This window comes from Candidatus Poriferisodalis sp. (assembly GCF_965204125.1).
Lineage (GTDB): Bacteria > Actinomycetota > Acidimicrobiia > Acidimicrobiales > Poriferisodalaceae > Poriferisodalis.
In genome coordinates this window covers 246,708-270,229 of record NZ_OZ241968.1, presented here as the reverse complement: position 1 = coordinate 270,229, position 23,522 = coordinate 246,708, and the positions used below count along the sequence as shown (strand labels likewise).

Sequence of the window (23,522 nt, the reverse complement as noted above, 5' to 3'; positions counted from 1 at the left end):
CCGAACTGGCTCAGACACCTGAACCTGTTGCGCAAATGCTCAGACGTAGGGCCAGCGGCGCTTTGAGGCCGCTGTGGTGGAAGAGGAACCATCGGGCGGCGCGGGTTCGGTGAGCGCCCAGCGGCGTCGCCACGCCGAAGCCGTGGGACCCTCGAGGCCCGGGCTGTCGGCGCTGTGCAGGCGTCGTCGGGCCGCAAACCAGTTGCCGGTGGCGGTCTCGTCGGCGAGCCCCTCTACAGCGGCTTGCAGCCGCCGCGTGAAGCGGCGATTGTTCTCGCCCTCGTCGAAGCTCAGCGGGCGGCCGAAATTGATCACCGAGCGGGCGCGCCTTGGCCACGCACGGCCCTTGCGCAAGATGTCGAAGGTGCCCCGGATGTGCACAGGCACCACGGGTACGCCGGCCTGCTTGGCCAGGAACGCTGCGCCGGGCCGGAATTGCTGACCCCAGCCGTCGCGGGAGCGACCTCCCTCCGGATAGATCACGAGGCTCCAGCCGCCGCGCAGCAGCGTCACTGCCTTGTCGATGGTGCGACGGTTGAGTGCAGTGCGCTCGATCGGGATGGCGCCGACGAACAGCGCAGAGATCGCCGAAGACGCCCGGTTCCCGAAGAAATAGTCGGCCGCAGCGCCGACCACGAGCCGGTTGCACCACGGCTCGGGAACGGAGGTGGCGATGACCGCGGTATCGACATGGCTCTGGTGGTTGGCAGCGAACACTGCCGGACCGTCCAGCTCGCTGAGCCGGTCCACGCCCTTGATCGTCGGCTGGGCGTAATAGCGCACGAGGGCGCGGACGATGGTGTCGCGTGCCACCCGTCGGGCAACCCGAGCCGGGAAGCGTCGAGCCCAGTCGGTGTCGTAGTTCGCGCCGGCGTTGACCGGCAGGGGCGTCTGTCCCCGAGGGGTTGCGGCCGCCCGCAGTGGGAAGTCGGCGCCGCGCATGATGCGTGTCACCGACGCCCTCGTGCGCTGGGCGCGCTTGGCCCCGAGATGGGAGATCCCCGGCTTCTCAGACGACATCGGCCATCAGCATGGGCGGATTGTGAAAATGAGTGATCGACGGGTCGCGCCCGACCACGTCGGTTGCCATCTCGAGCGCATCATTCATCGTCGACGCAGATCGGAAGCCCATGCGCTGGGTGGCGGCCTTGTCGCCGCCCACGATGATCACCCCGCCCAGATGCTCGAGCGCATGCGCGCACCAGTACCACATGTAGAACGGGTGCACGCCGTGGTAGGCGTACGAGGTGCGGTACAGGTGCCGGTACCACTCGTCCTCGGCGTAGCGCTTCTCGTACCGGTGCTCGATGACCTCCGGATCGGTGGTGTCGGCCAGCACCTCTTCGAAGAAGTCGATGTAGCTGGGATGGTGCACGGGGTGGAACTCCCACGGCGTGGGGTGCGTCATGATCACCACGCCGCCGTGGCGGACGAGCGGCTTGCCCCGGTACAGGTTGAAGAAGTAGCCGAGACCCAGGCACGCCACCAGGATCGGGTTCATGATCGAGTTGACGTTGTAGGGGCAGATGTAGGGCAGCCCCATCGTCAGTACGTCGGTCTGGCCTTCCACTCGCACCAAGTGCTGGCGGTAGACGTTCTCCAGCGTCTGGCGGTGCACGGCCTCGACCTCGCCGGCCTGCACGGATGTCAGCCCGTACGGCGCCCGGATGCCTTGGAAGATGCGCCGGGCCTGCCGGCGGGACATCAGGTCGAGCGCCGTCTTGGTGCCCATCAGCATCATGCGGTCTCGCGGCGTCATCTCCCACTCGCGCCGCTTCAGGAAGTCGTACGGCGAAGGGAATTCGTTGTTGTTGAGCGTCGTCTCGATCTGGAACACCTTCACGCCGGCTTCTGCCAGCAGGCGTCCCTGGCGCCAGTTGCGAGTGTGCAGCTCCGAGCTCTCGGGGTCCATGAACGATGTCGAGTGCAGCATCGTGTGCACGTTGTGGTGGTGGCGCAGCGCCGTGTAGGGCGACAGGCCCGTAGCGACGCTCTTGTGGCCGCCGTCCATCGACACCAGGTTGATGTTGACGTACACCAGCAGGTCCGACTCGGCGGCGCGCTTGGAGATCACCACCTCCTCGCCGGCGTCGGTAGTGCCCAGGTGGGTGAGGGCGTCAGGGTCCTCGGCGTCGAAGTTGTAGAGCTGGCCGTGGGGGGCAAAGGCGTCGTAGACGCGGTCGCCGACGGCGTGGCGCAGCTCTGCTTCGGTCATGCGGCGATGCAGCGCAAGTGCGGCGATGAGTTCGACGTCGTCGACGCCGGCGGCGGCGGCCATGTCGAGGACCTGCTCGATGATCCGGCCGCGGATGTCGGGGGCGGCCATCGGGGGCAGCGGCAGCGAGAGATCGTCGAAGGCAATGGTCAGCTTCATGCCTGGCTGCATGTATGCGGCCAGGGGATCACGATCGCCCAGCGGATTGGCCAGGGCTTCGGCGATGGCACGTTCGGGATCGCGCACCGGATCCAGCGGTTCGTTGGGGTAGACGACACGGCTTCCGACGGGCAGCTTCTCCAGGCGGAGCCCCTCGCCGTGGTGGAACAGGATCGGCGGGGTCGTGCGATCCACCTCGAGCACGAGGCCCTTGCGCGCGGTCACCGTACTGACCCTGCGACGCGGGCCCTGCGGGACCGGTGCGTGCGGTCGAGCCGGTCAGTGTTGGCGCGAACCCGGAACGGCGGCGCTATGGGCAGCAGGGGCCGGGGGCCGCCGGGGGAGCGCTCCCAGTTCTCGCACAGCCATCCCCGCTTGTCGGCGATGGTCACAAGCCGGGTCTCGGGATTGACCGCCACCGGATAGCCCACGGCCTCCAGCATGGGCATGTCCGAAGCTGCATCGGCATACGCCACGCCCTGTGCCAAGTCGAGTCCTTCCTCCGCTGCCCAGTCCACCATCATCTGGGCGCGCACCTCGCCGGTGGGCGGCACATCGATCATCTCGCCGGTATAGCGCCCTTCGCGGCTGTCGATGCGTGCAGCGATGATGTGGTCGAACAGCGGCGCCAGCGGCTGCACCGCCAGCTCGAGCGCACCGGTGATAAGCACCGTGCGATGCCCGGCGGCACGGTGGTCACGCACCCGTCGCAGCCCCGCCGGGAACGCCTTGGTCAAGAACAGGTGGCTGAGCATCTCTGCCGCGTCGGCGTCGAGCTGGCCCACCGGCGCACCCTTGTAACGCCGGTAGAAGTAGCGCAGGAAATCGGTGCGGTCGCGGCGATCGCGTCGCCACAGGCCGGGCGTCTCTGCGAGGGTGCGCAGGGCGAAGCGCACTCGCTGGGGCGTGTCGAGTCGCCGGGTTGCGAGCCATGCGTAGGTCTCGACCACGTTGCTGGCGATCAGGGTGTTCTCGAGGTCGAATGCGGCGAAGTGGCGTGCTGGGTCCAGCACGGCGGTGCGCAGGCGCTCGTTGCGGCTCGGTCCGGTGCGGGGTTGGGGCGTGGTCTTGACTCGTGCCTGAGCGATCACGGTCGGCAGGTGAACTTCGGCGATGTAGTCGGCCCAGTCGATGACCCGGGGGTCGAAGCCGAACCGTTCGCGGTCAGCCGCAGGCAGCGATTCCCACAGCTCGGTCGTGCGGTCGATCTCGTACAGCGCTTCGCACTTGCCGTAGGCGCCGTACAGCAGGACGTAGTCGCGGATCTGCTCGAGTCCGGCTCGCCGCTGCGCGAGCCGGATGGTGAAGTCGTTGCGGCCGCGCATCGGCAGGCGGTGCACCACCTTCTCTGCCGTGTTGAACAGCGACATGGCCCGATCGAGCTGCTCTTCCAGACCGCTCGCTCCGGCGTAGTTCCACTGGGTGCTGGCCGTGGGATGGCCCTTGGCGTCATATACGGGGTGGTCTTGGAACCACTGCATCGTCGTCTCGGTCAGCACCTTGAAGCGCAGCGGGTTCACCGCACCCGAGGCCACCTGGAAGATCTCTGGTTCGGGCACCGGGCCCCGCGCCGCCACGGCGATGATCGCTGCGGCAACCATGTCGACCGGGATGACGTCGATGATGCCTTCGGGGTAGCCCGGGAAGGTGTCGAGCTCGCCTTTGGCGAACGACACGAACAGCGGCTCGGCCATGCGGAAGCCACGGATCCAGCCCGGCGACGGCTCGGCGAAGGCCGATTCGATGATGGACGGGCGAACGATGGAGATGGGCACGTCGCCCTGCAGCTCCACCAGCGCCTGCTCGCCCAGCGCCTTCGAATACGTATAGACGTCGGGCCATCCCAGCGAGGTCGCGCGGCTGCGGCCGGCGGTGATCATCTCGGCGTCCACCCATTCCCGGCGCAACTGCTCGGTCTTGGCGGCCAGCAGCGGCAGGCCGGCAGGGCCGAGTTCCTCACGCGCGTCACGATGGAAGCGGCGCAGGCGCTCGGGGGAGCGGCTGGCGGCGTCGAGATCGGCGCGGGTGCGGCGCGCGGCCGACACCTCAGCGCGCCAGTCGACGTCCATCGAGAACGGCGTGTCGGCTAGGAACACCTCGGCCGCTGAACCCCGCCGATTCCCGGCGACATAGCACGTCGACACTGCGATGAAATGCGGCGTAGCGCCTTGGGACTGGCAGGCTTCGAGCAATCGGTTGGGACCGAGCAGATTGGTCTCGATCGATGCGTCCAGCGGGCTGTCGAAGCTGACGGTGGCAGCCGCGTGGATGATGACGTCGCAGCCGCAGAGCAGCTCGAGGTCGCCGGGGGAGAGGCTGAGCCCGTCGACACTCACATCGCCGGACACCGCCGTGATGCGCCGGCTGCAGATCTCATCGAAGTCGCTGCCCCACGCCGCACGGAGGCGTTCGAATGCGTCGTTGCGCAGAATCTCGCGCTGTACGCGCCGGTTCACGTCGGTGCGGCGGCCCGGCCGCACCAGCAGCACCAGCTCGCAATCGGGCACCGAGCGCAGCAGCCGCTCGACGAGCGCCGTGCCCAAGAAACCGGTTGACCCGGTGATGGCGATGCGCTTTGCGGACAACGCGTCGGCGATCACGACGTGTTGTTTAGCCCCAACGGGCGCCAGATACGCGCACGACCGCCCAATTCGCCCATCAGCTCAGTTTGTGGACAGCTCGGCGAATAGTCGGGCGCACGCTCGAACGGCTCGCCAGCCGCATGACAGGGCGTACCGCTCGTAATCGCTTCCGGGGGGTCCGAAGGTGGCCAGGTCGCGGCATGCAGGTGCGTCGGCGGCGCCGCAGCGCTGCCACAGCTGATCCAGGTACTCGTCGTCGCCGGGCGGTGGATCCTGGGGCGACCGGCCGGCGAGCGCCGGCGGAGCGCCGTCGTCGCCCACCAGCAAAATGCAGTCTCGTGTGGTGCGGCCACCGCAGGTCCAGCCAAAGCTGGCATAGGCCGATCCGCCTGGTGCCGACAGCACCAGCTGCGAGCAGGCACGGCTGCTGCCGTCGCCGCACGCAGCCCACCAGCCGTCCAGTTCGGGAATGTTCCCTGGCGCGGGAGACTCGGGATCGAATTCGATGCCCAGCAGGCCGGCGTCGGCGCCCGGATCGCCGAGCAGCACGCTGCAGTGCAGGTTCTCGCGCCCCCCGCAGCTGAAAGCGAAGGCCTCATAATCGCTGCCCTCGGGAGACTCGTACAGCAAGGCATTGCAGGCGCTGGCCGAGCCCTGCCCGCACACCACCCAGAGCTCGTCAAGCGCTGGATCGTCTCCTGGCGGGCTGTCGCCTGGATCGAAGAGCGCAGGCGCACGTACGAGCGCTGCGGGCAAGGCCGCGTCACGCTCCTGCGCAGGGGAGCGCACCCCGGTGTCCGGCGCTGTCACCGAGCTAGGAGTGCCGGAGTCGAGCGCGCAGATGTCGCGGGCGATGTCGGCGAGCGGCTCGTCGGCAGGGTCGAGCGGCAACGACAGCTCCACCGCATCGGCCAGGCCGAGGGCTGCGGCCAGACGTTCGCGCTCGCATGCCGTGAGGTCGTCAGGGCTGCTCGATTCACCGTCGCTGGGGGTCAGCCCCGAACTGCTGCAGGCCGCCGACAGCAGCACTGCCACAGCGCATCCGCCGAACGCCCGGCGCAGCGTCACGCCAGCTTCGCGACCGTGCTGCCGGGCCGCTGCGCTGACGGTGCGGCGACTCATTGGCAGAGAATCACGCCAGCTTCGCGGCGATAGACCCCACCGAGCGCAGGGCTGTGCCGTCGGCGCCTTGGGTAACGAAGCGGCGTGTGGGTCCGTCCAGCGCCTCGGCGATGAGGTCGTCGAGCAGTTCTATGAGACTGTCGCCCTCGTGCGACCAGAAGTACCAGCTCAGCGAGCCGGGAATCGGATTGATCTCGTTCACCCACAACCCGCTCGGGTCGTCACCGCCATCCCAGAGGAAATCGATGCGCATGACCGACCGGGCCATCACGAGGTGGCTCACCTCCACCGCCGCTGCGCGCAGCGATGACTCGATGGCTGCCGGCAGCACGGCGGGCAGCTCGCGCGGCGCCGTGGCCATGCCGCCCTCGCCTGTCAGGTATTTCTCGGCGTAGGTGTAGATCGTGCTGTCGCTGCGCAGCGGTCGTTCCACGGCGCTCAGCCGCAGCTCCGGCCAGGTGCGTACGGAGATGTTCAGGTCGGTGATGTCGCTGAGGTAGCGCTGCACGACAGCGCCGTCACGCAGCAGCGGCGACGAACGCGCCAGCGCCCGCGCCGTCGCTAGGTCGTCCACAATCTCGATGCCGATGGAAGACCCTCCGAAACGAGGCTTGACGATCAGCGGAACGCCGGCCAGATCTGCCGCGGCATCATCGCTCGGTGACTCTTCGGTGAGCAGCCAGAGCGGCAGCGTGGGCAGCCCGGCCGCTTCGGTAGCACCGCTGAACGCCAGCTTGTCCATGCAGATAGCGGCGCTGCGCTGCCCTGGACCGGTGTATGCCAAGCCGGCCAGGTCCAACAGGGCCGGCAAGCCGCCGTCCTCGCCCGGGCCGCCGTGACAGCAATTGACTACGACGTCCACCGGCACTGGCCGGCGACGCCGGTCTGCGCGCACAAACCCGCCGCCGGGGCGTGCGGCCAACTCGACCTCCGATGCCGAGCGCGGCAGGCCCTCGGCGAAGGCCGACGCCTCGATATCGGGCGGCACCTCGTGCCACGTGCCGACCGGCGACCAGTACAGCGCCACTGGGTTGCGCCCTGCATCGGCAAGCGCATGCACCGCCTGCAAACCCGTGAGAATCGAGATGTCGTGTTCAGGCGACGGTCCGCCGAAACACACGCCGGGACGGGTCATGGGCACACCAGCGAGGTTCTACGGCACTCCGCCATGTGCGCCATGTTCTCATGGACGGGAGGCGATCAGGGGTAGTGGTCGGGGAGGTCGTTCTCGTACAGAACGGCATCGCCGGCGCCGAGATGAGCGCGCACCCACTTCACTGCTTCCTCGCGGTCTGCCATGCAGCGAACCGTGGCGCGATCGTCGGTGCGGTCGTGGATCAAGCTGCGTGCGCTGCGTCCGCGCGTCGCTCGGCGCGCGGTGGCCCTGTCCCAGCCGGCAGCTCCGCCCAGCAGCGCAATCCGGTTGGTCCTGCCCACGATGATCACGTCGTCGGCAATCTCCGCGGCCTGCTCGCCGAGCTGACGGTTCTCGTGTGCCTGGCTGCGGCCGAGTTCGACCATGCCCGGCGTCACCACCACGCGCCGGCCGGCATCGGTGTTCGCCAGCATGGACAAGGCAGCGCGCGCCCCTGCCGGATTGGAGTTGTAGGTGTCGTCGATGACCATGACCCCCCCGGGGCTGCGGCCGGCGGTACGGCGGTGGTCGGGTGTCGGCAGGTCGCCCAAGCGGCTCGCGATGTCTGCGTCGGAGACTCCCAGCACCGATGCCGCAGCCACGGCGCAAGCGACGTTCGCCGGCGCTGCGCCGCCGAGAGGTCCGATGGCGATCTCCCTGCCGAACACGGTGATACGACGCGAGATGGCGGCCTCGTTCACAAACGCGCTGGCTGGCGCGTCGGCAGGTGCAGTGACGGGCAGCACGGTCACATCCGCGCTCGGATCCTGTGTCGAGCATCGGATGACCCGCAAGCCCGAGGCGGCCAACCGGTCGGCTTCTGCGCTCAATCCGTAGGCATCGATGTTGAGAATCGCCGTGCGACTCGTTGCGAAGATCTCCGCCTTGGCCGCCACGATGCGGTCGAGGCTGCCGAAGCGCTCGAGGTGAACGGGACCGATCGAGGCCAGTATCGAGACCGACGGGCGCACCCAGCGGGTCATGGCGGCAATCTCGCCTGCGCCGAACGTGCCCATCTCGGCAATGAACACCTCGGTGCCGGGCACCAAGTGCTCGTTGACGCTGCGACATATCCCTGCGGTGTTGTTGAAGCTGGCGGGCGTTGCCACCACCGCCCGGGATCCCTCCACGAGCTGGCGCAGGTAGCCCTTGATGGTGGTCTTGCCATACGAACCTGTCACCGCGACCCGCACCGGATCGACCTCGTCCAGGCGTTGTTGCGCGCGGTGCACCCAGCGGCGAGACAGCACGGCTTCGAGCGGTGTCAAGATCGCCAGCGAGAGGTCCACCCACAGCGGCATGCCGAAGAGCAGCACCGCCACCACCGGTTCAGCTAGTCCGGTCAGCAGTCCCGCACCCACCAGCACTGCCCACAACAGCGCCAGCGCGGTTGCCGCGGTGGCGAGTCGGCGGGTCCACGCCAGCGGGCTCGACCGTCCCCGAATATCGAGGCCTTGCGGACCGACCGCGACGGCGGCCGCAGTGATCGCCGGTGCCCACCAGAACGTGCCGCTCAGCACCACTCCGGCGGCGGCCGCGAGCGCCAGCACGCGATTGTTCCTGTCGAGCAGCCACCATCGCCGGGCGAATCGCGACGCTCGGCCGACGCCGTAGTGCTCACGCTGGGCCACCCGCAGCCAGCGGGCGGCCGAGATCATGCCGGCGACGACCGACGTCCACAGCACGATCTGGTTCATCTGATCCCGCTCGCAGGCAGTCGTTCGCTAGGCACGCGCCTCAGAGGTTGTCACAGCACGTCGAGGCGTCGTGAAATGGCATCGGTGAGCGACGGCGCAGCCTCGGTCGGCACGAAGTGACCCACGCCGTCGAGGACCGTCAGCCGGGCGTCGGCAAGGATCCCACACGCCCGCTGAGCTACCTCCACCGGTGCCGACTCGTCGCCATCGCCCCACACCAGCTCCACCGGCTGGGAGATCTCGCCGAGCTGAGCTTCATAGGTCTCGTTGACAACCGTCACGAGCACATCTCGCATGACTCCGGTAGCGCTGCGGTAGTCGGCGCTGCCGAAGCGCTGCCGCATGCGCTCCATCGCGTCGTCGCCGAGCAAGCCGCGCCGGTGCGCCGTGCGAGCGAGGCGATATCGCAGGGTTGGCCGCGCAGCGGGGCGGTCGGCTCGTCGAAGCAGCGGCACCCCGCACAGCACCAGCGCCGCGACAGCGTCCGGGAATCGCGTGGCCAGCTCGACGGCGACCCGCCCCCCGAAGCTGTGGCCGATCAGCACGACCCGCGGGCTGCATTCGTCGAGCACCGGACGGACCATCTCTGCATAGCCGGCGGCGCCGCACGGCGCTTCCGGCGCTGGGCTGGCGCCGAAACCGGGCAGGTCAACCGCGATGGCGCCGGTAGTTCCTCGCGACTCGACAAGACCGGTCAGGGCGGTGTCGAAGTCGGTGTGGCTGCGGCCCCAGCCATGCAGCGCCAGCACGTCGGCTGGCGGATCACCGACGCGGCTGCCGAACAGACTGCCGCCGGCGAAACTTGAGAGCGGGCTCAGCGGGCGAGGACCTCTGTGTCGGGCCCAGGATGCGAGCGGTTGATGGCCGACAGCAGCGCTCGGAAGCTGGCCGTGACGATGTTCGAGTGCAGCCCGACGCCCCAGTACACGTCGCGAGAGGGTGTCTCGATCTCGACATAGGCCGCGGCGGTGGCATCAGCGCCTGCGCCCACAGCGTGCTCGTGGTAGTCGACGAGGCTGACTTCGACGCCGAGCGCGTCGGCCAATGCGGTCTTGAACGCGGACAGCGGGCCGTTGCCGCGCCCCTTCGCACGCACCTCGCCGTCGGGGCCCTTGATGGTGGCCTCCACCTCTGACTCGTCGGATGACTCCGAGTCGAAGTAGCTGCGGTGGCCTAAGTAGGTGTACGGCGACTCGGCATGCAGGTAGGTCTCGTCGAAGGTCTTCTTGATGGCCTCCGGCAGGATCTCGCCGCCCTCGTCGGTGATCGCCTGGATCACGCTGCTGAACTCGATCTGCAGCCGGCGCGGCAGGTCGAGGCCGAAGCTGTTCTTCATCACGTAGGCCACGCCGCCCTTGCCCGACTGGCTGTTCACGCGAATGACGTCTTGGTACGTGCGGCCCACATGCGCCGGATCGATCGGCAGGTAGGGCACCTCCCAGAAGTCGTAGTCGTCGGCCAGCGCTTCGAAGCCCTTCTTGATGGCGTCCTGGTGGCTGCCGCTGAACGCCGTGTACACCAGGTCACCGCCGTAGGGATGGCGCGGATGCACCGGCAGCTGGTTGCAGTACTCGGCAATGCGGCGCAGGTGGTCGATGTGGCTGATGTCCAGCTCTGGGTCGACACCCTGGCTGAACAGGTTCATCGCCAGCGTGATGATGTCGACGTTGCCGGTGCGCTCGCCGTTGCCGAACAGGGTGCCTTCCACCCGGTCAGCTCCGGCCATCACGCCGAACTCTGCCGCCGCCACGCCGCAGCCGCGGTCGTTGTGAGGGTGCAGCGACAGCACGACGGCGTCGCGATTGTCCACGTTTCGATGGAAGTACTCGATGAGGTCGCCGTAGGTATTCGGCGTCGCCATCTCCACGGTGGCGGGCAGGTTCAGGATGATCGGATCCGCGGCGGTGGCGCCCCATTCCGCGCTGACGGAATTGCACACCTCCAGTGCGAAGTCGATCTCGGTGCCCGTGAACGACTCGGGCGAGTACTCGAAGCGGATCGCCCCGCCTTCATGGCGTTCGGCCAGCTCCCTGCAGAGCCGGGTGCCGGAGATGGCGATGTCGCGGATGCCCTCTTTGTCCAGCCGGTACACCACCCGGCGCTGCAGCTCCGACGTCGGGTTATACAGGTGCACGATCGCGTTCTTGGCCCCGGCGATCGACTCGTAGGTGCGCTCGATCAGCTCGGGCCGGCTCTGCGTGAGCACCTGGATCCAGACGTCGTCGGGTACCAGGTCCTCCTCCACGAGCATGCGGCAGAACTCGAAGTCGGGCGCGGAGGCTGACGGGAACCCCACCTCGATCTCCTTGAACCCCATCTCGACGAGCACCTCGAACATCTGGCGCTTGCGCGGCACGTCCATGGGGTCGATCAGGGCCTGGTTGCCGTCGCGCAGGTCCACCGAGCACCACAGCGGCGCCTCCGAGATGATCCTGTCGGGCCACGTGCGGTCCGGCAGATGCGCGGGGTAGGCGTAGGTGCCATAGAGGCGGTACGGCATCGAGCTCGGCTGCTGGGCGCTGATGCGCTTGACGTCTGCCATGGGAATCTCCTGCGGTTGGGGCGGTCGCTTCAGGGTTCTGGGAAATCGGATCGGTCGGTTTCGGGTGGATCGGTCGTGTTCGGGCCACGAAAAAACCCCCTGGCCCGGAGGCGCAGGAGGTTGGGCGAGGACCTGTGCGGTCCTCGCCTAGGTAAGAAGGAGCAGTCCGGTAGCGGAAAGCAGTTGGCTGTGAGTCGAGGCGCGAATCACGGAGAGCAGTCTACACGAGTGCTAGGGGCGGCGGTCGGCGTGCAGTCTCAGCATCAATTCGTGCAGATCGGTGCCGCAGTGCTTGGTCCACTCGCCGTCGCTGCCGAGTTCCCAGCGGGCGATGCCGTCGTCGAGGTACATGTCGGTGAGATCAACAAGCTCGCTGATGAGTGCAGGCGTCTCCACGGGCGCTAGCGCCTCCACGCGATAGCGCAGGTTGCGCGGCATGGCATCGGCCGAGCCCAGCAGGATCGTGTAGCCCCGGTCGCGGTTGCCGAACCGGTACACCCGGCTGTGCTCCAGGAAGCGGCCCACGATGCTGCGCACCGAGATGTTCTCGCTCATGCCTTCGACGCCGGGGACCAGGCAGCAGATGCCGCGCACGACGAGGTCGATGCGGCAGCCCTGCTGTGATGCCTCATAGAGGGCGTCGATCACCTCGCTGTCGACGATGGCGTTCATCTTCATGAAAATGTGGCCATCGGGCTCGGCGGCCTCGGCTGCAATGTGCTTGACCAGCGATTGACCGAGGCTGTGGGGTGCCACGGCCAGCTTGCGGTAGTCGGTCTTGCGGCTGTAGCCGGTGAGCGAGTTGAACAGTGCGGCCACGTCGGCTGCAAAGTCCCTGTCGGCAGTGAGCAGGCCGAAATCCTCGTAGATGCGGGCCGTGTCGGCGTTGAAGTTGCCGGTGCCGACGAAGCAGTAGTGGGCGATGCCCCGGGGCTCACGCCGCACCACCATGGCCAGCTTGCAGTGGGTCTTCAGACCCACGACGCCGTAGGCCACATGCACGCCCGCGCGCTCCAGGATGCGTGCCCACTCGATGTTGGCGTGCTCGTCGAAGCGGGCCTTCAGCTCCACGACCACCACGACCTGCTTGCCCCGCTCCGCAGCCCGGATGAGCGAATCGACGAGTCGGGTCCGCTCCGAAGTCCGGTACATGGTCAGCTTGATGGCGAGCACGTCTGGATCGTCAGCGGCTTGGCGGATGAACGCGTCGAGGCTGGTGGTGAACGACTCGTACGGCAGATGCACCAGGACGTCCTGGCGTTTGAGCACGTCGAAGAAGTCGGCGCCGGTCTCGGACTCCTCTGCGGTGCCTCGCCGGCTCGCGGTGCCGCTGACGAGCAGCGCACTGGCTTCAGTGGAGGCGCGCAGCGGCAGCGGTGTTCGCGGATTGTGGGGCGGCGTCTTGAGATCGTCGCGGTCGATGCCGTACAGCTCGAACAGATCTGACAGGCCAAGCAGTCCTTTCGAGGTGTAGACGTCATCGTGCGTCAGCTTCAGCTCGCGAGTCAGCATGTCCAGCGCGTCACTGCCCAGGTCGGGCGCGGCCTCGAGTCGCACTGCACCGCCGAAGCGCCGCTGGCGCAACTCGAGCTCCATGTGCTTGAGCAGGTCATCGGTTTCGGTGTCGTCGATGTCGAGATCAGCGTCGCGGGTGACCCGGAACGTGCTATGGCTCAGCAGCTTCACGCCCGGGAACAGATCGTCAAGATGCCAGGCGATGACCGATTCCAGAGTGATGAAGCGGTGCTCGTCGGGCAGAGCCAGAAATCGCGGCAGGATCGGCGGCACCTTCACACGGGCGAACGACGGACCGCTGCGGGAGTGCTCGACGAACACGGCCAGGTTCAGCGATAGGTCAGAGATGTACGGAAACGGGTGAGCCGGATCAACGGCAAGCGGGGTCAGCACTGGGAACACCTGCTCGCTGAAGAGCTCGGCTACCCAGGCGCGGCTGGTGGCGTCGAGATCGTCAGGTTCGACGAAGGAGATCCCCTCCGCAGCGAGTGCCGGTCGCAGCTCGTCCTCGAACAGCGACGAAGCGTCCTCGAGCTGTTCGGCCGCGGCCGCCTGGATCCCCTTGAGCTGTGCCCGCGGGGTCAGCCCGTCGGAGCCGGCTTGGCGCACTCCGGCCTCGATGGAGTCGAGCACCGTGGGCACCCGCACCTGGAAGAACTCGTCGAGATTCGATGCGTGGATAGCCACGAACCTGATGCGCTCGAGCAGCGGAAGCTCTCGATCATGCGCGAGTGCCAGGACGCGATGGTTGAAGTCCAGCCAAGACAACTCTCGATTGAGGTAGCGCTTGGGTGATCGGGCCCCGTTGGCGGCGGACATGACGGCTCAAGCCCCTGTGCGGTCAATGCAAGGCACAGCGGGGCGAAGCACCCTGCGCCCGTGAGAGTACGCAATCGGTGTCACTGTCCACAAGGGGGCGGCCAAGTCCCCTAGCTCGCCGCTTTCTGCGGGCGCGGCTTGTGGACAACATGTGAGCATCGGGCAAGCGTCTTGTGGACACCTGCCCCCGCCAGCGCTCAGGCCGGTGCGAACTCGAAGGAGGCGCTGACGACCACGTCGGTGCCGATGAACTCGGTCTGGGTCATCTCGTCCATGAGCGATGGGTCGCTGCAGCGGGCCCACTGCCGCCCGTTCGGCGTCCGCACCGCTGCCAAGGCCACTTCGGGCGCCTCCCGGCCGTGCATGACGGTGTAGGCCTCGATGGTGGCGTCGCCGCTGTAGTCGTCATCCAACTCGACCGACGGGAACTGGTCGATTTCGTGCTGGCAGTCTTCGTGGCGGAAGCCGTCGGAGGGCGGCGAGGTCGAGTAGATGCCGAACGCATGCTTGGTGAGGTAGCCGCCGTTCGCCGAGCAGAGCCCGATGCTGCCCGGGTTCTCGCGCAGCGTGTTGGCCATCGTGGCGATGGAGTGGGTGACGTAGTTGTTGAGCGGTCCGCCGGCGAAGGTGAGCCCGCCCGTGAGCGTCAGGTCGCGTTCGAGTCCGAGGCCCAGCTCGGTGGCAGAGATCTGCACCGCAGAGGGAAAGCACGAGTACAGGTCGACGTAGTCGATGTCGTCGACGTCCACGCCTGCCAGCTCCATCGCCCGCCGGCCCGCCACCCGGATGGCGGGGGAGCTGTGCAGATCGCCCCGGTTGGACACGAAATCGGTGTCGCGCCCGTCCGTGCCGGCATGGGGGAATACCCAGCGGTCGGTGGGCACCCCTGCGGCCGTCGCCGCCTCCGCGGAGCACATGATGAGCGCGGCGGCCAAGTCGAGATCCCAGTTGGAGTTCATCGACTTCGTGTAGGGGAAGCCGACAAGGCGGTTGCTGGGGCTCGGGTTGCGGATCTCCTCTGCCGTCATGGGCGTTCGCACCCATGAGTACGGGTTGGCCACTGCTGCCTGGTTGAACTTCTCCCACATCGCGGCAACGCGGTCGCGATGGCCGTCCATCGACTCGCCGCGCGACGCCCGAAAGGCCGACTCGAAGACCGGGTAGAGGCAGATCGGGTCCCTCAGGCCGCGTTCGGCTTCCACCTTGTTGTTCATCACGACGTCTTTGCCGAGATATTCGTCGGGCCGCACATCGGTCTGGTCGGTGTAGGGAATGCGCTGGTCTGCCCGACGCGCCCGGCGTCGGCTCCAAATGCCTTCCGCTCCGGCGATCAGCACGATGTCGGCGTCGCCGGCGCTGATGCGTTGGCAGGCTTCATTCACCAGCGATTGCGGTGTGTTGCCGCCATCGGTGGAGAGTCCGGTTTTACCTGTGGCCCCGAAGCGTTCGTTCAGCAGCGCAGCTGGGTCTGAATACGGCCAGGCGCCCTTCACGACCCAGGTGTGGGTGGCTCGGCTGGTCAGTGCCGGTGCGCCAGCATCTTGCGCAGCCGCGGCCAGTGCCTCGGCCATCATGGCAACCGGTTCGAGCGCGTCGACAGGAACCTCGGGGCGCTGCTTGAACTGTCCTGCTCCCACAAGAACGGGGGTGCGGGGATCGATCCGGCTGTTCGTCATGGCGATGCGACCTCGTGGTCGGGAACTGTGGGGTGAACGGGACGCGACGTTAGCGAACAGGGTTCTGGCGAGGCCGGGTCAACAGACGCGCACTGGGGTCCCGAGCAGCGGCGTCGCGCCCGACGGGCAGCAGTAGCGTCGCGAGCGGGAGGCCTCCGGTGGCCAAGTTGCCCGATCACTACGCAGCGCTCGGCGTGCGCCCCGACGCCGATGCGGCAGAGATCCGGCGCGCGTGGATCCGGGCGGCCCGTGCCAACCATCCCGACCAGCGCGGCGACGTCAACCGGGAGCAGACGGAGCGGTCTGATCGGCGCATGCGGGCCGTGAACGAGGCGTGGCGCGTGCTGGGACGTGCAGAGACGCGCCGTTCCTACGACGCAGAGCGCGCTGCCGCAGCGCCGCAACCGCCCGAGCCCTCGCCCCCTGCGAGCCCGGCCCCGCCTGCGGGTGGCGCAGCGGCCAGTCAGGGCGGACCCGATGACCCCTGGTTTGACGACGGCGCCACCACCGTTGAGCCTGGCGGCCCGGGCGGCTTCGTGGTCCGTCACCGCAGTGCGGCGCTGGTGGTGCGGGTGCTGCCGTGGCTGTCGATCGCTGTGGTGGGCCTGGTGATCTTCGTGGCCAGCGCCTATATGACCGCCAGCGACAACGTCGATCAATCCAGGGTCGCGGCGCTCGAGGTGGGCGAGTGCTTCTGGTTTGATCCCGACGGCACGCTGTTCACCGTCGGGTGCGAATGGCCGCAGACCGACGGCGTGCTTGATGAGATCATCACAACGTCCGCCAGCGACCGCTGCCGCCATCCTGATGCCGTCGCCCATCCAGCCCCCATCGCTGGCCGCCGCCTGTGCTTGGTGCCCGTGGACCGCTGGGAGCCGCCTGCAGCGGAGTAGCGGCGGTCAGCCGTGCTCGGTGAGCATGAGACGCACGCCCAGGTTGTGCTCGGGCGGCACGATGAACATCGCGTCTTGCGGCTCGCCTCCGCCGCACACGCCTACCCGTTGCGCGCCGGGGACGAGGCCGGGGTCGTCGAGCTGGAAGTGCAGGAGCTGCAGGCGGCCGGGGCGGTTGCCCATCCAGTGGGCCAGGTTGGGGTCGGCTGGCTGGATGAGCTTGAGGTTCCACGGGCCTGAGCGCAGGTCCACTCCGGTTCCGACGTTGGGGTCTTTCCACTCGTCGGTCTGCTCCATGCCCAGCGGTCCTCGGAACAGCGCGGCTGCGGCCTGTACATCGGACGTCAAGTGGACCACGGTCGCCAACGATGTGGACCGCCCGTGGCGAGTGGGCGGCAGGGGCGGGGCGTCGTCCCAGCCTTCGCCGCCCGCCCAAGCGATCTGGATGACCATGCCCCAGCTGTCCTTGGGGTGGAGGAACGCTTCCTTCCACAGCGGGTTCTCTTCGTTGACCCCGATGACGTTGTAGCCGGCGTCGCCGAGCGCACCGACGGTGTCGGCGAAGTCGGGCGTCTTGAAGGTGAAGTGGTGCGGCCCGGGGCCGTTGCGGGCCAGGAAGCGGTGCAGGAAATCGCTGCCGGGGTGCTCGAGCGGTTCGAGGATCTCGACCCTTGCGCCGCCGTCGAACGACACTTGGCAGAAGTAGAAATCGTCGCCTGCCTGCGACGCGGGGTCGTTGTCGGGGCCGCCGATCCAGCGACCGCCCAGGTCGCGGCTGTAGCGGATCACGTTGTCCCAGGCACGTTCGCTCACCACGGCGACGTGGTCCATGACGAGAGTGTCGGTCGGCATGGCGTCGCAGGCTATGCCCGAAAGGAGGATTCGCTCCCGTTGGGCGAGGCAGGGGGCGCGACCACGGGCATGCCGCGGGCGATGTCGTCGGCTTCGATCAAGGCAGCAGCCAGGCGTTCGTACATCTCGGCACGACGTGCCGGGTCGCTGTGGCCGAGCGGGGCCACCTCGTCGGGATCGGCCGCTGTGTCGAAGAGCTGCTCGGAGCCATCGCTGTGGCGGGTGAGGCGCAGATCCGCGGTGACGAGCGTGCGGGTCTTCACTGGGGTCAGGATGTCCAAGGTGAGCGCTCCGGGGAAATCGTCTTCGATGAGCACGTCGTCACGCACTGTCTCTCTGGGATCGTCCAGGATCGGCACCAGGCTCCTGCCGCCGATGCCGTCGTAGCCGGGCAGATCGGCAAGCTCCAGCAGCGTCGGCCCCAAGTCGATGCTGCCGGCCAGCGATTGGGTGCGGCCCGGCGAGCGCCGCGGGTCGACAATGACATAGGGCACTGCAAGGGTGCCGCGGTAGTGCATAAAGCCCTTCAGCATCAGCCCGTGGTCGCCCATCATGTCGCCGTGGTCGCTGGTGAACACGATGATGGTGTTGCCGGCCTGACCGAGCCGGTCGAGCGCAGCCAGGATCTGGCCGATGCCGTCGTCGATCATCTCGATCATGCCGTAGGTGGCCGCCAGCGCCTCCCGCAGCATCTGATGGTCGCCTGCCACGCCGCACGGCGTGACCCAGCCGCGCTGATCGCTCGGGTGCATCTGGCTGATGTGCTGTACGTATTGAGGGGCACCCGTCAAGTCGTCGTCGACCGAGACGGGAACTTCCATGTCCTCGGGACGGTGGCGGTCGAACCACTCGCCGGGCGGCGTCATCGGGTGGTGCGGATCGGGAAAGGAGGCCCACGCCAGCCACGGTCCGCCTTGATTGACTGCGTCTTCGATGAAGGCGATCGTGCGCTCGGTGACGAACGTCGTGGAGTGCAGCTCCGGCCCGTAGGGCGGTTCGTACACCTGCCACCAGCGTTCCGAGCGGCGGCGGGCCGGTGACTCCGCGGTCAACGGCACCATGAGGTCTTCAAGGCGGCCTCCGCGATCGAGTGCCCACAGCAGATGGTGACCGCTGACCCGTGCGCCGTGGTCGATGGCCAGCTCGACGTGTTCGAATCCGTAGAAGCTGTCGGGGAACTCGGGCGCTCCGTTCACGTAGCGCTCGGCATCTTCGAGCGTGTCCCAGCCCGCCGGCCAGTACTGGTCGACTGCGCCGGCGGGTGCACCTGTCGGCAACACCGCGTTACGAGACATTCCGTGCTGCAGGTGCGACTTGCCGATGAGCGCTGTGCGGTAGCCAGCCGCCCGGAACTGCCGGACGTGGGTGTTAGCGCCCGGCTCGAGGGACCGGTCGTTGAACACCACGCCGTGCGCGCTGGGCATGCGCCCGGTCATGATCGTGGAGCGGTTCGGCATGCAAATCGGATTGGCCACCCAGGCGTTGTCGAACACCATTCCCCGGGCCGCCAGCGCGTCGAGGTTGGGCGTGCGTACCACCTCGTTGCCGCCGAAGCCGGTGTGATCGGCGCGCTGCTGGTCGGTGATGATGAACAGCACATTCGGCTGCGCCGGAGCGCCGTTGGCGGCTGCGGTCATGGCGATCTCCCGTCGATGGTGTGGGCGGCGGAGCAGCCGGGGCGGCGCAGGCGGCTCAGCCGAAGTTCATGGCGGCTGGGTTGCCGCCGTCGACCACCACGGTCTGGCCGGTGATCGACTCGGCCTCGCACAGCATCACCGTGGCGTTGGCGATGTCGATCGGGCTGCCTACCTGGCCGAGCAGCGACGCACGCCGAGCCCCTTCGGAGATCTCGTCGGGCAGGCGGGCCGCCATGCGGGTGCCTTCCACCAGGCCGGGTGCAACGCAGTTCACCGTGACCGAAGGCGACATTGCCACGGCCAGGCAGTGGGTGAGATGGATGAGGGCCGCCTTGGAGCAGCTGTAGGCGATGCTGCTCGATCCTGGGAACAGTCCGCCCACCGAGGCGATGTTGACGACACGCCCGCCGCCGTCGGCAGCTAGTGGCTCGGCCAGTGCCCGCGTCAGCAGGTACGGGCCGCGCAGGTTGGTCTCCTGCACCCGGTCCCATGTCGCCGAGTCGAGCGTCTCAAGCTGTCTGAACGGGATGCCGATGTTCCAAGCCGCGTTGTTGACCAGCACATCGCAACGACCGCTCTCGGCGATGGCGGCGGCCGCGGCGTCGATTGAGGCCTCGTCGCGCTGGTCGAGCTGCACGATGCTGGCCTGCCGGCCGGCGTCGCGCACCAGCCCGGCGCTGGCTTCGGCACGTTCCTGATCGCCCACGTAGGTCACGATCACGTCGGCGCCGGCCGCGGCCAGCGCTTCGCAGATCGCGCGCCCGATATCGCCGGAACCCCCGGTGACGACGGCCAGCTTTCCTGTCAGGTCCATGTTCGGTTGCCTTTCGATCAGCGCCTGGTGCGCCGTTCAGTGTCGGGGACTGTGCCGCCCGCTCAGTTGGCGACCAGTTCGGCCATGGCTGCCAGCAGCGCTGGCGGGCCGGAGAGCTGCAGCACGGTCACCACGGTGTCGTCCCAGCGCCGCAGGTCTGCCGCGATCTTGTCCATCGGGCCGATCAGCGAGACCTCCTCGACCAGCTCGATCGGGATGGTCGCCGCTGCCTCCTGCTTGTGGCCGGTGAGGTACATGTCCTGCACCTCGTCGGCGACGTGCTGGTAGCCCATCCGGCAGAACACGTCGTAGTGGAAGTTGGCGTCGCGTGCGCCCATCCCGCCCATGTACAGCGCCAGCATGGGGCGGATCCGGTTGGCCGCACGCTCGATGTCATCGTCGGGCACCACGCTGATCGGGCACACCACCTCGAAGTCGGCATCGTCGGGGATCCGCCCGTCGTCGCCGATCAGCGGCTTGCCCGCCGCAGCGAAGCCGGCATTCAGCGCATCCGCATAGAACTGGTTGTCCTTGGGGGCGAAGAACAGCGGCAGCCAGCCCTCGCACAGCTCGGCTGCCAAGGCCACATTGCGGGGGCCTTCGGCGCCGAGATAGATCGGCACGTCGGCTCGCAGCGGGTGCACGGTGGACTTCAGAGGCTTGCCGAGGCCCATGCCTCCCGGGTAGGGCATCTGGTAGTGGTCGCCGGTGAAGCTCACCGGCTTGTCGCGTTCGAGGATCGCCCGGACGATCTCTATGTACTCCCGGGTGCGGGCGAGCGGGCGCGGGTACGGCTGGCCGTACCAGCCTTCGACGACCTGCGGACCGCTCACGCCGAGGCCTAGGATGAACCTGCCGCCGCTGAGGTGATCCATCGTGATCGCCGCCATGCCCACAGCGGCCGGAGTGCGTGCAGAGATCTGGATGATGCCGGTGCCCAGCCCGATGCGCTCGGTGTGGCTGCCCCACCATGCCAGCGGCGTCAGGGCATCGGAGCCGTAGGCCTCCGCTGTCCAGAAGGAATGAAAGCCGAGCTGCTCGGCGAGTTGCAGCGTCTCCAATGCATCAGGCGGCGGGCCAGCCGCCCAGTAGCCGACACCGGTTGCAAGCTTCATGTCACATCGCCTTGTCGTTGCGGGGAATCCAAGAGTGCCCAGTATGGGCGCTGGCGGCCAGCGGCACAGAAGTGGGCGGGTACAGTCCGCGCGCACCCAGCCACGCGGCAGCTTGCAGGAAGGAGCACGCAATGAGCACCGAACGCGATGACGGCCCGACCAAGGTGAATCTCGACGAATCCGAGATGCCGACCCAGTGGTACAACGTGATCCCTGACCTGCCGGCGCCGCCCCCGCCGCCGCTGCACCCGGGCACGCACGAGCCGATCGGCCCCGACGACCTCGCGCCGCTATTCCCGATGGGGCTGATCATGCAGGAGGTCACCGCCGAGTCCCACGTGGACATCCCCGGCGGTGTCCTCGACGTGTACCGGCTGTGGAGGCCGAGCCCGCTGTACCGGGCCCGCCGGCTCGAAGCCGCGCTCGACACGCCTGCCAAGATCTTCTTCAAGTACGAGGGCGTCAGCCCGGCAGGCTCGCACAAGCCCAACACCGCGGTGCCGCAGGCCTTCTACAACCACGCTGAGGGCGTCACCAAGCTCACAACTGAGACGGGAGCGGGGCAGTGGGGCTCCGCGCTGGCCTTCGCCACAGCCCAGTACGGCATCGAGTGCGAGGTGTGGCAGGTGGCGGCGTCGTACCGCCAGAAGCCGTACCGCAAGACGATGATGGAGATCTGGGGTGCGCGGGTGCATTCGAGCCCGTCGGAGGCAACCGAGTACGGCCGATCGCTGCTGGCCGCCGATCCCGACCACCCCGGTTCGCTCGGCGTTGCCATCTCTGAGGCGGTGGCGACGGCTGCTGGCGATCCCAACGCCCGTTACTCGCTGGGCAGCGTGCTGAACCACGTGCTCATGCACCAGACGATCATCGGCGAGGAAGCGCTGCTGCAGCTTGCGAAGATCGGCGAGACGCCCGACGTGATCGTGGGCTGCACCGGCGGCGGATCGAACTTCGCCGGGCTGTCGTTCCCATTCCTGCGCGAGAAGCTGGCGGGACGGATGGATCCCACGATCCGCTGCATCGAGCCGGCGGCGTGCCCCACGTTCACCCGGGGCGAGTACCGCTACGACTTCGGCGACCACGGCATGATGACGCCGCTGCTGAAGATGCACACGCTCGGCCACGACTTCATCCCGCAGCCGATCCACGCCGGCGGGCTGCGCTACCACGGCATGTCGCCGCTGCTGTCGCACATCTACGAGCTCGGCCTGGTCGAGGCACTGGCCATCCCGCAGGAGGAGTGCTTCGCAGCGGCGATCCAGTTCGCCCGCAGCGAGGGCATCGTGCCGGCGCCCGAGCCAACGCACGCCTTGGCCGCTGCCCTGCGCGAGGCCGAGGCGGCGAAGCAGGCGGGGGAGGAACGCACGATCCTGACCGCCATGTGCGGCCACGGTCACCTCGACCTGCCGGCCTACGAGGCATACCTGTCGGGCGCACTCGTCGATGTCGACCTGAGCGACGACGCCATCGCCGACGCCATGGCTGGCGTCCCCGCAGTGGGCTGATCGCAAAGGTTGGACCACCAGGGTCGGCGCACAGCGCCCGGCCTGCTGCACGGCTGCGGGTGGCAGGCTGAGGCTGTGACCGCCAGGCAGCGTTCGATCCCGTGTGTGCTGATGCGTGGCGGCACGTCGCGGGGGCCGTTCTTTGCTGCCGGGGATCTGCCTGGCGATCCGGCGTTGCGCGACGCAGTGCTGGCTGTGGTCATGGGCAGCCCGACCGGCCGCCAGATCGACGGGCTGGGCGGCGGGACAACGGTCACCAGCAAGGTGGCGGTGGTCGGACCGTCGGCCCATCCCGACGCCGACGTGGACTACCTGTTCGCGCAAGTCGACCCGGTGTGGGGCACGGTGGACACCAAGCCCACCTGCGGGAACATGCTGGTCGGCGTCGGCCCCTTCGCGATCGAGACGGGGCTAGTGCAGGCTGGCGACCCGACGACATCGCTGATCGTGCGCAACGTCAATACCGGCAGCTTCATCGATGTCGTCTGCTGTACGCCCAGCGGCGAGCTGACCTACGACGGCGACTGCGCCATTGACGGGGTAGACGGCACGGCCGCACCCGTTGACTTGCGGTTCCGGGGCATCGAGGGATCAGTGACCGGTTCAATGCTGCCGACCGGCAGCGTCATCGAGACGATCACGGCCGGTGGCGTCGAGGTCGAGGCCACGCTGATCGACGTGGCCATGCCCATGGTGATGGTGCGTGCTGCCGACTTGGACCGAACCGGCCACGAGGCGCCGACGGAGCTCGACGGCGACGCCGAGTTCATGGCCACGATGGAGGCCATCCGCCGGGAGGCAGGTCGGCGCATGGGCCTCGGCGATGTCTCTCGCAGCGTCGTGCCCAAGTTCGGTCTGCTGTCGGCCGCTAGCGAGGGCGGCACGATCACGTCTCGCTATTTCACGCCCACCCAGTGCCACCCCGCCCACGCGGTCTCAGGCGGCATCTGCGTGGCAGCGGCCATCGCAGTGCCAGGCACGGTGGCCGCATCGCTGGCCGGCCCGCAGCCCTCGTGCGCTGACGGTGGCCACGGGGACGAGGATGTCGGCGATGCCGAACTGATCGACGTGCGGATCGAGCATCCGAGTGGTTCGCTGGAAGTCGCGCTGCGGACGGCATCGCATGACGGCAGCGTGCGAATCCTCTCAGGCGGCGTGACACGCACGGCCCGCAAGATCATGTCCGGAACTGTCTACGTGCTCGCCGAGGTGTGGTCGGGCTGAGCTGATTCTGCGCTCTG

The 23,522-nt window shown here is 68.0% G+C and carries 17 protein-coding genes; 3 read left to right on the top strand and 14 right to left on the bottom strand.

Annotated features, from left to right (window positions below; translation table 11 throughout):
• Nucleotides 1-39: 39 nt before the first annotated feature.
• The 10 genes from ACOGXD_RS01470 to ACOGXD_RS01425 all read right to left on the bottom strand — a co-directional run bounded on the left by ACOGXD_RS01470 (nt 40) and on the right by ACOGXD_RS01425 (nt 15,462).
• Entirely contained in the window at nt 40-1,020 is a 981-nt protein-coding gene (locus ACOGXD_RS01470; RefSeq protein WP_419916160.1) for a lysophospholipid acyltransferase family protein, read from the bottom strand.
• Nucleotides 1,010-2,599 carry a lactate racemase domain-containing protein gene (locus ACOGXD_RS01465; RefSeq protein WP_419916159.1) on the bottom strand — a complete coding sequence of 530 codons (1,590 nt, stop codon included), beginning with the start codon at nt 2,597-2,599 and terminating at the stop codon, nt 1,010-1,012. Before ACOGXD_RS01465 ends, ACOGXD_RS01470 begins: the two co-directional genes overlap by 11 nt.
• On the bottom strand, nt 2,596-4,974 hold the full coding sequence (locus tag ACOGXD_RS01460) for an HAD-IB family hydrolase (protein WP_419916158.1): 2,379 nt from the start codon (nt 4,972-4,974) through the stop codon (nt 2,596-2,598). The genes ACOGXD_RS01465 and ACOGXD_RS01460 overlap by 4 nt, the downstream gene beginning before the upstream one ends.
• Nucleotides 4,975-5,037: 63 nt before the next feature.
• A complete protein-coding gene (locus ACOGXD_RS01455) occupies nt 5,038-6,078 on the bottom strand; it encodes a hypothetical protein (protein ID WP_419916157.1) in 1,041 nt (346 codons plus the stop codon).
• A 10-nt stretch (nt 6,079-6,088) separates the two neighbouring features.
• A complete protein-coding gene (locus ACOGXD_RS01450; RefSeq protein WP_419917432.1) occupies nt 6,089-7,213 on the bottom strand; it encodes a D-alanine--D-alanine ligase family protein in 1,125 nt (374 codons plus the stop codon).
• Between the two features lie 65 nt (nt 7,214-7,278).
• Complete coding sequence (locus ACOGXD_RS01445; RefSeq protein ID WP_419916156.1) at nt 7,279-8,910, bottom strand: Mur ligase family protein; 1,632 nt, start codon at nt 8,908-8,910, stop codon at nt 7,279-7,281.
• A 50-nt stretch (nt 8,911-8,960) separates the two neighbouring features.
• Nucleotides 8,961-9,659 (bottom strand): alpha/beta fold hydrolase, encoded by a 699-nt coding sequence (locus ACOGXD_RS01440; RefSeq protein ID WP_419916155.1) that lies wholly within the window; start codon nt 9,657-9,659, stop codon nt 8,961-8,963.
• Between the two features lie 65 nt (nt 9,660-9,724).
• The gene (gene leuA, locus ACOGXD_RS01435; protein ID WP_419916154.1) at nt 9,725-11,452 is read right to left on the bottom strand and encodes a 2-isopropylmalate synthase; all 1,728 of its coding nucleotides are present in this window, start codon (nt 11,450-11,452) and stop codon (nt 9,725-9,727) included.
• A gap of 231 nt (nt 11,453-11,683) precedes the next feature.
• Nucleotides 11,684-13,786 (bottom strand): polyphosphate kinase 1, encoded by a 2,103-nt coding sequence (gene ppk1 / locus ACOGXD_RS01430; RefSeq protein ID WP_419916153.1) that lies wholly within the window; start codon nt 13,784-13,786, stop codon nt 11,684-11,686.
• A gap of 197 nt (nt 13,787-13,983) precedes the next feature.
• Nucleotides 13,984-15,462 (bottom strand): hypothetical protein, encoded by a 1,479-nt coding sequence (locus ACOGXD_RS01425; RefSeq protein ID WP_419916152.1) that lies wholly within the window; start codon nt 15,460-15,462, stop codon nt 13,984-13,986.
• Between the two features lie 158 nt (nt 15,463-15,620).
• Between ACOGXD_RS01425 and ACOGXD_RS01420 the strand changes: the two genes are divergently transcribed.
• Nucleotides 15,621-16,355 carry a J domain-containing protein gene (locus ACOGXD_RS01420; RefSeq protein ID WP_419916151.1) on the top strand — a complete coding sequence of 245 codons (735 nt, stop codon included), beginning with the start codon at nt 15,621-15,623 and terminating at the stop codon, nt 16,353-16,355.
• Nucleotides 16,356-16,361: 6 nt separating this feature from the next.
• Here the strand turns inward: ACOGXD_RS01420 and ACOGXD_RS01415 are convergent, their stop codons facing one another.
• From ACOGXD_RS01415 to ACOGXD_RS01400, 4 genes are all read right to left on the bottom strand, one after another.
• Nucleotides 16,362-17,207, bottom strand: a complete 846-nt coding sequence (locus ACOGXD_RS01415; RefSeq protein WP_419916150.1) for a VOC family protein — start codon at nt 17,205-17,207, stop codon at nt 16,362-16,364.
• Nucleotides 17,208-17,218: 11 nt separating this feature from the next.
• Nucleotides 17,219-18,844 carry a sulfatase gene (locus ACOGXD_RS01410; RefSeq protein WP_419916149.1) on the bottom strand — a complete coding sequence of 542 codons (1,626 nt, stop codon included), beginning with the start codon at nt 18,842-18,844 and terminating at the stop codon, nt 17,219-17,221.
• Nucleotides 18,845-18,899: 55 nt separating this feature from the next.
• Nucleotides 18,900-19,658 (bottom strand): SDR family NAD(P)-dependent oxidoreductase, encoded by a 759-nt coding sequence (locus tag ACOGXD_RS01405; RefSeq protein WP_419916148.1) that lies wholly within the window; start codon nt 19,656-19,658, stop codon nt 18,900-18,902.
• 62 nt (nt 19,659-19,720) lie between these two features.
• Nucleotides 19,721-20,773, bottom strand: coding sequence for an LLM class F420-dependent oxidoreductase (locus tag ACOGXD_RS01400; protein WP_419916147.1), 1,053 nt, complete (start codon nt 20,771-20,773; stop codon nt 19,721-19,723).
• Nucleotides 20,774-20,904: 131 nt separating this feature from the next.
• On the opposite strand from ACOGXD_RS01400, the gene ACOGXD_RS01395 reads away from it, so the two are divergent.
• Entirely contained in the window at nt 20,905-22,281 is a 1,377-nt protein-coding gene (locus ACOGXD_RS01395; protein ID WP_419916146.1) for a TrpB-like pyridoxal phosphate-dependent enzyme, read from the top strand.
• Between the two features lie 75 nt (nt 22,282-22,356).
• Nucleotides 22,357-23,505 carry a 4-oxalomesaconate tautomerase gene (locus ACOGXD_RS01390; protein WP_419916145.1) on the top strand — a complete coding sequence of 383 codons (1,149 nt, stop codon included), beginning with the start codon at nt 22,357-22,359 and terminating at the stop codon, nt 23,503-23,505.
• Nucleotides 23,506-23,522: the final 17 nt, after the last annotated feature.

Coding starts and splice junctions, on each gene's coding strand:
- ACOGXD_RS01470 (WP_419916160.1), bottom strand. CDS start 1,020: ATGTCGTCTGAGAAGCCGGGGATCTCCCATCTCGGGGCCAAGCGCGCC.
- ACOGXD_RS01455 (WP_419916157.1), bottom strand. CDS start 6,078: ATGAGTCGCCGCACCGTCAGCGCAGCGGCCCGGCAGCACGGTCGCGAA.
- ACOGXD_RS01450 (WP_419917432.1), bottom strand. CDS start 7,213: ATGACCCGTCCCGGCGTGTGTTTCGGCGGACCGTCGCCTGAACACGAC.
- ACOGXD_RS01445 (WP_419916156.1), bottom strand. CDS start 8,910: ATGAACCAGATCGTGCTGTGGACGTCGGTCGTCGCCGGCATGATCTCG.
- leuA (WP_419916154.1), bottom strand. CDS start 11,452: ATGGCAGACGTCAAGCGCATCAGCGCCCAGCAGCCGAGCTCGATGCCG.
- ppk1 (WP_419916153.1), bottom strand. CDS start 13,786: ATGTCCGCCGCCAACGGGGCCCGATCACCCAAGCGCTACCTCAATCGA.
- ACOGXD_RS01425 (WP_419916152.1), bottom strand. CDS start 15,462: ATGACGAACAGCCGGATCGATCCCCGCACCCCCGTTCTTGTGGGAGCA.
- ACOGXD_RS01415 (WP_419916150.1), bottom strand. CDS start 17,207: ATGCCGACCGACACTCTCGTCATGGACCACGTCGCCGTGGTGAGCGAA.
- ACOGXD_RS01410 (WP_419916149.1), bottom strand. CDS start 18,844: ATGACCGCAGCCGCCAACGGCGCTCCGGCGCAGCCGAATGTGCTGTTC.
- ACOGXD_RS01405 (WP_419916148.1), bottom strand. CDS start 19,658: ATGGACCTGACAGGAAAGCTGGCCGTCGTCACCGGGGGTTCCGGCGAT.
- ACOGXD_RS01400 (WP_419916147.1), bottom strand. CDS start 20,773: ATGAAGCTTGCAACCGGTGTCGGCTACTGGGCGGCTGGCCCGCCGCCT.
- ACOGXD_RS01395 (WP_419916146.1), top strand. CDS start 20,905: ATGAGCACCGAACGCGATGACGGCCCGACCAAGGTGAATCTCGACGAA.